Source organism: Streptomyces sp. NPDC007162 (genome assembly GCF_040634175.1).
Classification (GTDB): domain Bacteria; phylum Actinomycetota; class Actinomycetes; order Streptomycetales; family Streptomycetaceae; genus Streptomyces.
The window spans coordinates 1-11,192 of record NZ_JBEYFC010000294.1 but is presented as its reverse complement, the minus strand read 5'-3'; the positions used below and the strand labels follow the sequence as shown (position 1 = coordinate 11,192).

Annotated in this window: 8 protein-coding genes; 2 read left to right on the top strand and 6 right to left on the bottom strand. The window is 69.8% G+C overall.

Annotated features, from left to right (window positions below):
- Positions 1 to 237: 237 nt before the first annotated feature.
- Together ABZ646_RS28870 and ABZ646_RS28865 are read left to right on the top strand one after the other, a co-directional pair.
- On the top strand, positions 238 to 1,404 hold the full coding sequence (locus ABZ646_RS28870) for a 4-hydroxybenzoate 3-monooxygenase (protein WP_360524933.1): 1,167 nt from the start codon (positions 238 to 240) through the stop codon (positions 1,402 to 1,404).
- Between the two features lie 56 nt (positions 1,405 to 1,460).
- Positions 1,461 to 3,080, top strand: a complete 1,620-nt coding sequence (locus ABZ646_RS28865; protein WP_360524930.1) for a methyltransferase — start codon at positions 1,461 to 1,463, stop codon at positions 3,078 to 3,080.
- A gap of 97 nt (positions 3,081 to 3,177) precedes the next feature.
- Here the strand turns inward: ABZ646_RS28865 and ABZ646_RS28860 are convergent, their stop codons facing one another.
- The 6 genes from ABZ646_RS28860 to ABZ646_RS28835 form a co-directional block, all read right to left on the bottom strand.
- Positions 3,178 to 4,878: a histidinol-phosphate transaminase gene (locus tag ABZ646_RS28860; RefSeq protein WP_360524927.1), complete on the bottom strand. Its 1,701-nt coding sequence runs from the start codon at positions 4,876 to 4,878 to the stop codon at positions 3,178 to 3,180.
- Between the two features lie 184 nt (positions 4,879 to 5,062).
- Positions 5,063 to 6,217: an aldose epimerase family protein gene (locus tag ABZ646_RS28855; protein WP_360524924.1), complete on the bottom strand. Its 1,155-nt coding sequence runs from the start codon at positions 6,215 to 6,217 to the stop codon at positions 5,063 to 5,065.
- A 179-nt stretch (positions 6,218 to 6,396) separates the two neighbouring features.
- Positions 6,397 to 7,641 carry a multiple monosaccharide ABC transporter permease gene (gene mmsB, locus ABZ646_RS28850; RefSeq protein WP_360524921.1) on the bottom strand — a complete coding sequence of 415 codons (1,245 nt, stop codon included), beginning with the start codon at positions 7,639 to 7,641 and terminating at the stop codon, positions 6,397 to 6,399.
- The gene (gene mmsA / locus ABZ646_RS28845) at positions 7,638 to 9,188 is read right to left on the bottom strand and encodes a multiple monosaccharide ABC transporter ATP-binding protein (RefSeq protein ID WP_360524918.1); all 1,551 of its coding nucleotides are present in this window, start codon (positions 9,186 to 9,188) and stop codon (positions 7,638 to 7,640) included. The genes mmsB and mmsA overlap by 4 nt, the downstream gene beginning before the upstream one ends.
- Positions 9,189 to 9,231: 43 nt before the next feature.
- Positions 9,232 to 10,341, bottom strand: coding sequence for a multiple monosaccharide ABC transporter substrate-binding protein (gene chvE, locus ABZ646_RS28840; protein ID WP_360524915.1), 1,110 nt, complete (start codon positions 10,339 to 10,341; stop codon positions 9,232 to 9,234).
- A 149-nt stretch (positions 10,342 to 10,490) separates the two neighbouring features.
- Positions 10,491 to 11,192 (bottom strand): hypothetical protein (locus ABZ646_RS28835; protein WP_360524912.1); only part of this gene is annotated, 702 nt, incomplete at its 5' end.

Genomic DNA, 11,192 nt, shown 5'->3' with positions numbered 1-11,192 from the left:
ACCAAAACACCCCCCGCTTCCTGCGGGGAAATGCAGGTGCAAGGCCTGCCCGGCGCTCGATCCGGTGCCCGTTCGCCTTCCCGGCGGACGGGCACCGCGCTTTTTCCCGGGTCATCGGCAGCGCCTCTCGCCTCCCGCAACCCTTTAGAGGTAATTAGTCCGCTTGACCCCCTTGTGGGGGTGATTGGGCTGATAAGAAACCGTCTGTACAAGGGAAACTCCAGGGGCGGGCGGGGAATGGCAACAGCACAGGCCGGGGTAGTGATCGTCGGCGCCGGCCCGGCCGGACTCGTCCTGGGGAACCTGCTGCTGGACCGGGGCATCGACTGCGTGCTCCTGGAACGGCGGAGCCGCGCCGCGGTGGAGGGCCGGGCCCGGGCCGGGTTCCTCGCGGCCCGCTCCGTGCGCGTCCTCACGGAGTACGGCCTGGCGGCCGGCCTGCTCACCCGCGGCACGACCCACACCACCTGCCAGTTCCGCAGCGACCGAGGTGAATTCACCCTCGACTACGCCACGTTGGGCCGTGGCGAGGTGCACACCGTCTACCCCCAGCAGGAACTGGTGCGCGACCTGGTCGCCGAGTACCTGCGGCGCGGCGGCGACCTCCGGTTCGGCGTCGAGGCGACACACGTCACCGGGGGCCGGGTCCGGCTGCGCGACGGCACGGACGTCACCGGCCGGTACGTCGCGGGCTGCGACGGGCACCGGGGGATCGGCCGCGCCACCCTGACCGCACACGGCACCCGCACCGCCCGCTGGGACCACGGCGTCTCCTGGCTCGCCGTCCTGGCCGCGGCCCCGCCCAGCATGCCGGCCACCGGATACGCCCTGCACCCGCGCGGGTTCGCCGGTCACATGGCGCGCACCGCGTCCGTCACCCGCTACTACCTCCAGTGCCCGCGCGGCACCGCCCCCGCCGACTGGAGCGAGGACCGGATCTGGACCGAGCTGGCCACCCGGATGCGCACGGCCGAGTTCGGGCCGCTGCGCCAGGGAGCCGTCCTGGAGAAGGCGGTCGTCGACCTGCGCTCCGACGTGCTGGAGGCGCCGGGCGCCGGGCGGCTGTGGCTGGCCGGGGACGCGGCCGGGCTCATCAGCCCGTCGGCGGCCAAGGGCGCCAACCTCGCCGTGCTCCAGGCCGAGTTGCTGGCCCGCGCCTTCGAGGCGGCGCTGCTGCGCCGTGACGACAGCGGCCTCGCCCGGTACGCCGCCGACTGCCTGCCCCGGGTCTGGCGGGCCCATGAGTTCTCGCACTGGATGAGCGGCCTGCTGCACGGCCCCGCCGAAGACGGCGACGCCGACGAGGCCCGCTACGGACGCCAGTTGCAGTACGCCCGCCTGGAGAGCCTGCGCACCTCCCGCGCCCACCAGGACTTCTTCGCCGAGAACTACACCGGCATCTGACCCCCGGGGCGTCTCGGCCCCGGTTCTTCCTGCCCCACGATCATCGGGAATTCTTCATGAACCTCTCCGTCGTACAGGCATGTCTGACGGAAACCGACCTGGACCGGATCCGGCGCGCCGCCGACCACGTCCGCGACCACGACACGGACCAGGTCCTGGCCGAGCTGCTGCCCGGCCTGACGGCCGACGAGCGGGCCGACGTCGCCCGCCACCTCGGCTACGACCACACCGCCGTACTGGTCTTCCCCGCCTCCCTCGACGGCCTCCGCGACGAACTGCGCGGCGCCGGCCTCGACCCGGGCCCCGTCGTCCCGAGCGTGGTGGTGCGCGGACGGCTGGCCCGCCGCTACGGCGCCGTCCTCCGCGACAGCCCGGTCGGGATCGTGCACGTGCCCGTCGCCGGGCGCACCGTGGAGATCTTCGCGCTGCCCGTACCGCCCGGCTCCCCGCTGGAGGCGGTCGCCGCCGACGAACGCACCGCGGGCCACGAGTCCCACCACGCCTTCGCCGTCACCGCGCCGGGCCGGGTGGTCCCGGCCGGACTGCGCACCCTGCTGACCGAGCGCGCGGGCGCGGTCCCGGACGGCGGCGGCTACAACGACCACGAGAACGTCACCGTCCTCTACTTCCGCACCACCGACCACCGCCGCTTCGAACTCCGCCTCCCCGGCCGCCAGGAACCCCTCCCCGACCCCACCCTCGCCCTCCTCCGCGTCATGACCGGCGCCTGGGCCACCCAGGCCGTCCGCACCATGGCCGAACTCGGCATCGCCGACCACCTCGCCGCCCGCCCCGGCCTCGACGCCGCCATCCTCGCGGACCTGACCGGCACCGACCCGGACGCCCTGCGCCGCCTGCTGCGCTACCTGGCCGGCCTCGGCCTGCTCACCGCGGCCGACGCCACCTACCACCTCACCGCTCTCGGCGAACCCCTGCGCACCGGCACCGAGTTCTCGATGCACCCGCTTGCGCTGCTGTACGGCGGCCCGTTCTACGACTCCTTCGCCGGGCTGCCGCACTCCGTACGCACCGGGCAGGAAGCTTTCGCCCACCGCCACGGCCGGCACCACTTCCGCTACTTCGCCGAACGCCCCGAACTCGGCGACCTCTTCCACCGCGGGATGGCCGCGAGCGCGGAGATGTTCACCCCGGTACCGCACCTGGCCGACTTCTCCGCCGCCCGGCGGGTGATCGACGTGGGCGGCGGAAACGGCGCGCTGCTCGGCCGGATCCTGCGTGCCCACGGTCACCTGGAGGGGGTCCTGCTGGAGCGTCCGCAGGCGCTGGCGGCGGCCCGCCAGGAGCTGGCGGATCTGGGAGACCGCTGCGCCTACGCCGAGGGAGACTTCACCGACTCCGTCCCGCCCGACGGCGACGTCTACCTCCTGTCCCGCGTCCTGCACGACTGGGACGACGACCACTGCCGGACCATCCTGCGCAGGTGCGCCCGGGCGATGCGTCACGGCGCCGAACTCCTCGTCGTGGAACGCCTGCTGCCCAGCAGCACAGCGGCGGCCTGGGACGTCCACATGCTGTGCAACGTCGGGGGCCGGGAACGGGACGAGCCCCATTACCGACGCCTGCTGGAGGAGACAGGCTTCAAACAGACGGCGTGTCACGCCCTCCCCCTGGGAGCCGCACTGCTCCACGCCGTTCGGGGTGACAGGCCCCGTTAGGGGCGCTGGGGGTACCCCCGGCCGAAGGCTGGGAGAGGAACTGCGCGACCAGCCACGAACCAGCCGCACCCGGCCGCGCACAGAACACCCCCGCCGATCAGCCGGCCTGCCCCATCCCCGCCGCGTTCGGCCAGCTCTGCGCATTCGGCCACCCCGTCGCCGGCGCCGGCGTCAACCCGGGCGCGGGCGGCGGCGCGGTCGCCCCCCGCACCTGCGCCGCGGTCAGCCCACCTCGGGCCGGCACCCCGGGCGGCGTAGGCCCGGTCGGCATGGGCGCGGGGACGGGCGCCGGCGCAGGCGCCGGCATCTGTGGCATCTGCGGCATCTGCATCGGCGGGGCGGGCGCAGGCGCCGGCACCGGCGCCATCATCGGCTGCGGTGCCATCGGCGGCTGCATGGGCATCTGCATCTGAGCAGCAGCAGGGGCGGCCGGCACCGGTGCCATCATCGGCTGCGGCATCCCCACCCCGCCGGACTGCCCGGCCATCGGCATGCCCAGCCCGGCCGCGGGGGCCGCGGCGAGCCCCGGTCCGGGAGCCGGCGTGAGGCTCGGGACCGGTCCGGCCCCCACCGCCTGCGCCAACGGGATCCCCGCCCCGTTCGTCTCGCTCACCAGCCGGTCGACGGCCGCCGTACCCGAGCTGTAGCTGGTCCCGGTGCCCAGTTCGGGTACGGCGGCTCCCCTCCTGGTCCCGTACAGCACCTGTTCCATGGCGGACACCAGGCGACGCACGTCCACCTCGGGGCGCACCACGAGACGCAGGAAGCGGCTGGACGAACCGATCTTGTCGCCGCACTCGCGGACCAGGATCCGGTGCTCGGTGAGCATCCGGTCCCGCACCACGGTGCCCTCGGCGCCGACCGGAAGGCGCACGAAGAGGAAGTTGCCCTGGGAGGGGTAGACGGTCAGGCCGGGCAGCACGGAGAGCTGGCTCGCCATCTCCAGGCGGTCCTTGCGGACCTGGAGCAGGCTCTGCGCGTACTCGGCACCGTGCTCCCTGAGCATGAAGACGACGTACTCGGCGAACGCGTTCAGGTTCCACTTCGGCAGCATGGAGCGGACCTTGCCGGCCAGCGAGGGGTTCGCGACCATGTAGCCGAAGCGGATGCCGTGCAGGCCGAAGTTCTTGCCGAGGCTGCGCAGCACGATGACGTTCGGCCGCATCATCGCCTCCTGCACGACGCTCGGTTCCTGCTCCGCGTCGGCGAACTCCAGGAACGACTCGTCGATGACGATCAGGTCCAGGTCGGCCATGGCGTCCATGAACTGCACGAGCGCGCGCTTGGGGACGAACCCGCCGTCGGGGTTGTTCGGATTGCAGATGACCGCGACCCTGGTCCCCCGGGTGCGGATGAAGTCGGCGTACTGCGCGAGGTCGAGGGCGAAGCCGTTGGACTCCTGCAGCGGGAACATGTCGACCCGCTTGCCGGTCTCCATGGGCTGGTCGGTCCAGCGGCCGAACGTGGGGACGGGGATGGCGAGGGACTCGCGGACCAGCAGGTGGTCGATCCAGGTGATCAGCTCGGTGGAGCCGTTGCCCATGGCCACGGCCTGCGGCGGGAGCTGGAGGAGGTTGCACAGCTCGGCGGTGATGGTGTCGGCGCTGCTCGGGTAGAAGGTGATGATGTCCTTGAGCCGCGCGGCCATTGTTTCCATCATGGCCGGAGTGGGGAAATAGGGGTTACAGGGGATGCAGAAGTCGACCGGGCCGGTCCCGTCGCCCCCCTCGCGTGCCAGCGCCGCCATCGACGGGCTGTGAGCACCGCTGCGGAACAACGAGGTGACGTTGCCGGCCATTGAACCTCCGTATGAGGCGGGCCCGATGGGGACGTCCGGGCCCGTCGTCTTGGGCGGCCCGCGCGGGGGAGCACGGGCCGCCCTTGAATACGAGGGCGCTTGAGCCCTTGTTCAACCAGTGTGAAAAAAGTGTGAGGTGCCGCGTGGGCGCGACCGGCCCCTTACCGGTCGCGCCCACGCTGTCTCAGGCGTCGAACGAATGGACCGTCCGCGTCCGGTAAACGTGCCCCGGCCGCAACACGGTCGACGGGAAGTTCGCGTGGTTCGGCGAGTCGGGGAAGTGCTGCGTCTCCAGGCACAGCGCGTCACCCTGCCGGTAGGTGCGCCCACCCGTCCCCGTCAGCGTCCCGTCCAGGAAGTTCCCGGAGTAGAACTGCAGCCCCGGCTGATCGGTCGCGATCTTCAGCGTCCGGCCCGACCGCGGGTCCCGCAGCGTCGCGACGTGCTCCGGCTTCGCGGTGACGCCCTTGTCGAGCACCCAGTTGTGGTCGAAGCCCTTGGCCTGCACCTGCTGGACGTGCCCGGCACGGATGTCCCGGCCGATCGTCTTGGTCTCGCGGAAGTCGAACGGCGTACCGCGCACGGTGGCCAGCTCACCCGTGGGGATCAGACCCGAGTCGGTCGGTGTGTAGCGGCCCGCGGCGATCGTCAGCTCGTGGTCCTCGATCGTGCCGCTGCCCTCGCCGGCGAGGTTCCAGTAGACGTGGCTGGTGAGGTTGACGACCGTGGCCTTGTCGGTGGTGGCCTCGTAGTCGATGATCCACTCGCCGCGGCGGGTGAGGGTGTACGTCACCTTCGTCCGCAGCGTGCCCGGGTAGCCCATCTCGCCGTCGACGCTGGTGTAGTGCAGGACGAGGCCGACGTCCGAGCCCTTCACGAACGGCTCGACGTCCCAGACGTGCTTGTCGAAGCCCTGGGTGCCGCCGTGCAGGCTGTTCACGCCGTCGTTGACGGACAGCTGGTAGTGCTTGCCGTCGAGGGTGAACTGCCCCTTGCCGATGCGGTTGCCGTAGCGGCCGATGAGGGCGCCGAAGTACGGCGTCTTGGCGACGTAGTCGTCGATGTTGTCGAAGCCGTTGACCACGTTGGCGTAGTGCCCCCGGCGGTCCGGCAGCTCCAGGGTCTGGACGACACCGCCCCAGTTGAGGACCTTCAGCCGGGTGCCGCCGTTCTCCAGCGACCAGCGGTAGATCTTCGTACCGTCGGCGAGCTTCCCGAAGGGCTCCTTCACCGGCTTCCTGCCTCCCGAGGCGGCCTCGGCGACCCCGCTGCCGAGGGTGGTGGCGGCGATCCCCGCCGCCGCGGCTCCTGCGATGACCGTGCGTCTGTTCAGTTCCATGTGCGGCTCCCCTTTTTTCTTGGCTCGGTTCGCCTCCGGGGCGCCGGAGCCGGTGTCGAGACGACGACCGTGCTCAGCCCTCCGGGCCTCCGCGCGCTCGCCGCCTCGACACCGACGCGCCCCTTCGGCTCTCTCGCCTTACGGAGTGGGCCCCGCCTCTTCGGCGGGGCCCGTGCTGACTACGAACCGGACTTGCGCTTGTTCCACACGTCGAATCCGACCGCCGCGAGGAGGGCGAGGCCCTTGATGACCTGCTGCCAGTCGGTGCCGACGCTGAGGAGGTTCATGCCGTTGTTCAGCACGCCGAGGACGAGACCGCCGATGATGGCACCGAGGATGGTGCCGACACCGCCGCTCATGGAGGCGCCGCCGATGAACGAGGAGGCGATCGCCTCCAGTTCGAAGCCGTCGCCCGCCTTCGGCGAGGCCGCGTTCAGCCGGGCGGCGACCACCAGCCCGGCCAGGGCCGCGAGCACGCCCATGTTGAGGAAGACGTAGAAGGTGACCTTCTTGTCCTTGACACCGGACAGCTTGGCCGCCGGCAGGTTGCCGCCGATCGCGTAGATGTGCCGGCCGAAGACCGCGTTGCGCATCACGTAGCCGTAGCCGACGACCAGCGCGCCCAGCACGATCAGGACGATCGGGGCGCCCTTGTAGCTGGCGAGCAGCATGGTCATGACGAGGATGGCGGCGACCAGCGCGGTCAGCTTCAGCAAGAACAGCCGGGTGGGCGGCACCTCCAGCGCGAACTCCTGCTGGCGGCGCCGGTCCCGGAACTCCTGCCAGACCACGGCGGCGATCAGCACGATGCCCAGCAGCAGCGTGATGTTGTGGTAGTTGGTGTTCGGACCGACCTCGGGCAGGAAGCCGTTGCCCAGGTTCTGCAGGCCGTTCGGGAACGGGCCGATGGTCTGCCCCTGGAGCAGGATCTCGGTGAGACCGCGGAAGAGCAGCATCCCGGCGAGGGTGACGATGAACGACGGTATGCCGAAGTAGGCGATCAACACGCCCTGGGCGGCGCCCGCGAAGGCACCCATCACCAGGCACAGGATGAGGGCCAGCGGCCAGGCCACCCCGTGGTTGACCGTCAGCACGGCCGCGAAGGCGCCCACGAACGCCGTCAGGGAGCCGACCGACAGGTCGATGTGCCCGGCGATGATCACCATCATCATGCCGATGGCGAGGATCAGGATGTAGCTGTTCTGCAGCACCAGGTTGGAGACGTTGCGCGGCAGCAGCAGGTCGCCGTTGGTCCACACCGCGAACAGGGCGACGATCAGACCGAGGGCGATCAGCATCCCGTACTGGCGCATGTTGCGGCGCAGTCCGTCGAGGACCAGCTGGAGCAGGTTCCCCTCGGCGGCCGATCCGCTCTTGCCCGGAGGCGCGGGCGCCGGGCTCTTGGCGGTGACATCCGTGCTCATCGCGTTACCTCTTTGTCCTTCGTCATATGGCGCATCAGCACTTCCTGCGTGGCCTCGGCCCTGGGCACCTCACCGGTCAGACGGCCCGCGGCCATGGTGTAGATGCGGTCGCACATGCCGAGCAGTTCGGGCAGTTCGGAGGAGATGAAGACGACCGCCTTGCCCTGGGCGGCGAGCTGGTCGATGACCGTGTAGATCTCGTACTTGGCGCCCACGTCGATCCCGCGGGTCGGCTCGTCCAGGATCAGCACGTCGGGACCGGCGAAGATCCACTTGCTGAGGACGACCTTCTGCTGGTTGCCGCCCGACAGCTTGCCCACCGGCTCGAACACCGTCGGCGCCTTGATGTTCATGGACTTGCGGTAGCCCTCGGAGACCTGCCGCTCCTCGTGCTCGTCCACGATCCCGCGTCTGGCCACCTTCTTCAGCGCGGTCAGCGAGATGTTGCGGTTGATGGTGTCGATGAGGTTGAGCCCGTAATGCTTGCGGTCCTCGGTGACGTACGCGATGCCGTGCCCGACCGCCTCGGCGACCGACTTGGTACGGATCTCCGTGCCGTCCTTGAGGACCGTGCCGCCGTCGTAACGGCCGTACGTCCGCCCGAACACGTTCATCGCGAGTTCGGTACGGCCCGCGCCCATCAGGCCCGCGATGCCGACGATCTCGCCGCGCCGGACGTGGATCGACACGTCGTCGACGACCTTGCGCTCCTGGTCGATCGGGTGCCGCACGGTCCAGTTGCGGACCTCCAGGGCCGGCGCCGCGTCCTCCTCGCCCTCGTACGCGGTGCGCTCGGGGAAGCGGTGGTCCAGGTCGCGGCCCACCATGCCCGAGATGATCCGCTCCTCGGTGGTCTCCTTCGACTTCACGTCGAGGGTCTCGATGGAGTGGCCGTCCCGGATGATCGTCACCGAGTCGGCCACCCGGCGGATCTCGTTGAGCTTGTGCGAGATGATGATCGAGGTGATGCCCTGGTTCTTCAACTCCAGGATCAGATCGAGGAGTTTGCCGCTGTCCTCGTCGTTCAGCGCCGCGGTCGGCTCGTCGAGGATGAGCAGCTTCACCTTCTTCGACAGCGCCTTCGCGATCTCCACCAGCTGCTGCTTGCCCACGCCGATGTCGGCGACGCGGGTCTCCGGGTGGTCGTCCAGACCCACCCTGCGCAGCAGTTCGCTGGCGTGCCGCAGGGTCTCCCGCCAGTCGATGAACCCGCCCTTGGCGTGTTCGTTGCCGAGGAAGATGTTCTCCGCCAGTGAGAGGTACGGCGACAGCGCCAGCTCCTGGTGGATGATCACGATGCCGCGCTGCTCGCTCGCCCGGATGTCACCGAACGCGCAGGGTTCACCCTCGAAGAGGATCTCGCCCTCGTAACTGCCGTGCGGGTGGACGCCGGAGAGGACCTTCATCAGGGTCGACTTGCCGGCGCCGTTCTCCCCGCAGATGGCGTGGACCTCGCCCTGGCGGACGGTCAGGGTGACGTCCGACAGCGCCTTGACGCCGGGAAAGGTCTTGACGATCGAGCGCATTTCCAGGACGGGTCCCGCCATGGTCTGCCTTCCAATCAGTGCTTGTCGATCAGGGCTTGGCGGGTTACTTGAGCTCGGCGTCGGTGTAGTAGCCGCCCTTGACCAGGACGTCCTCGTAGTTGGACTTGTCGACGCTCACCGGCTGGAGCAGGTAGGCGGGGACGACCTTGGACCCGTTGTCGTACGTCTTGGTGTCGTTGACCTGCGGGGTCTTCTTGTTCAGGACGTCGTCGACCATGGTCGCGGCGACCTTGGCGAGCTGCCGGGTGTCCTTGTAGACGGTCTGCGTCTGCTGGCCCGCGATGATCGACTTCACCGAGGCCAGTTCGGCGTCCTGCCCGGTGATGACGGGCAGCGGCTGGCTGCCGGAGCCGTAACCGTCCGACTTCAGCGCGGCGATGATGCCGATCGAGATGCCGTCGTAGGGCGAGAGCACCGCGTCGACCTTGGCGGACTTGTAGGAGGAGGTGAGGATGTCCTCCATGCGCGACTGGGCGGTCGCGCCGTCCCAGCGGAGCGTGGTCACCTTGTTCAGCGCGGTCTGGCCGGACTTGACCACCAGCTGCTTCTTGTCGATGTACGGCTGGAGCACGCTCATCGCGCCGTTGAAGAAGTACTTGGTGTTGTTGTCGTCGTTCGAGCCGGCGAACAGCTCGATGTTGAACGGGCCCTTCTTGCCGCTGTCCAGGCCGAGCTTGTGCACGATGTACGTGCCCTGCTCGACGCCGACCTTCTCGTTGTCGAAGGACGCGTAGTAGTCGACGTTCTTGGTGCCGAGGATCAGCCGGTCGTAGGCGATGACCGGGATGTGGGCGTCCGCGGCCTCCTGAAGCACGTTGTTCAGGGACTTGTTGTCGATGGCCGCGATGATCAGGCCCTTGACGCCCTGCGTGATCAGGTTCTCGATCTGCGAGACCTGGGTGTCCGGGTCGTCCTCGCCGTAGACCAGCTTGGTCTGGTAGCCCTTGGCCTTCAGGTTCTTGACGACGTTGTTGCCGTCGTTGATCCAGCGCTCCGACGACTTGGTCGGCATGGCGATGCCGATGGTGCCGCCCTTGGCGCTGCCGCCGCTCTCCTTGCTGCCGCCCTCACTGCTCTGGCCGCAGGCGGACAACGTCAGGGCGAGCGAGGCTGCCCCGGCTATGAGGGTGAGGGCGCTTCTACGAGTGCGCATGATGATCGGTCCCTGTTCTTCTCGTCGTTGAGAGTTTTCAAGCAAGGTCGGTTTGCAGCGCCCCTGAGGGGCGCGGGGCTGTATGGGATCTGCGGCTCCGCCGCGTGGGCGCGACCAGCCACAACGGACCCGCAGTCCCGAACGTTTCGTCAGGCGGAACCCTCGACGGGGAACCGTCGGAGAGCTCCCGGCAGCCGCGACCCCAGCGGAGCCATCCCCCCGTCCGCCCCGTGCCGCGCGAGCAGGTCCAGCGCGAGCCGCCCCCGCCGCACCCGCTCCTTGGCGGTGCTGAGGGTCACGTCCCGCAGGTGGTTGCCCCACGGGTAGATCCCGGGCGCCTTGGACAGGCCGAACTTCAGGTACACCGGCGCGCCGCGCCGGATCAGCTCGGCGACCTCGTACATCCGGACGTAGCCACCGAGGTCGTCGGGGGCCTCGATGTACATGTCCAGGGGAGCGCCGGACACCCGCCGGATCTCGGTGAGGTGATCGAGCGTCAGGTCGCTCGGCACGTTGACCGAGTCGGCACCGAGGTGCTCGAAGACGGAGTACGACGCCGGGTTGACCGGACCGATCAGCGCGGACACCTTCAGCGTGGTGTCCGCCGGGACGATCCCGGCCTCGCGCGCCCGGTGCAGCGTCCACAGCACGCCCTCGTCGGCGACGAGCAGGCACTTGACGCCCAGTTCCGTCGCCCGGATCGCGTCCTCGACACAGCCGGCGACGGCGTCGTGGCCGCGGGCGCGCAGTCCGGCACCCCGCGAGTCGGAGCGCACCGAGCCGCCGATGTCCCAGGTACCGCGCGGCCCGGTGAACAGGCACAGCTCGATGTCCCGTTCGGCGGTCGCCTC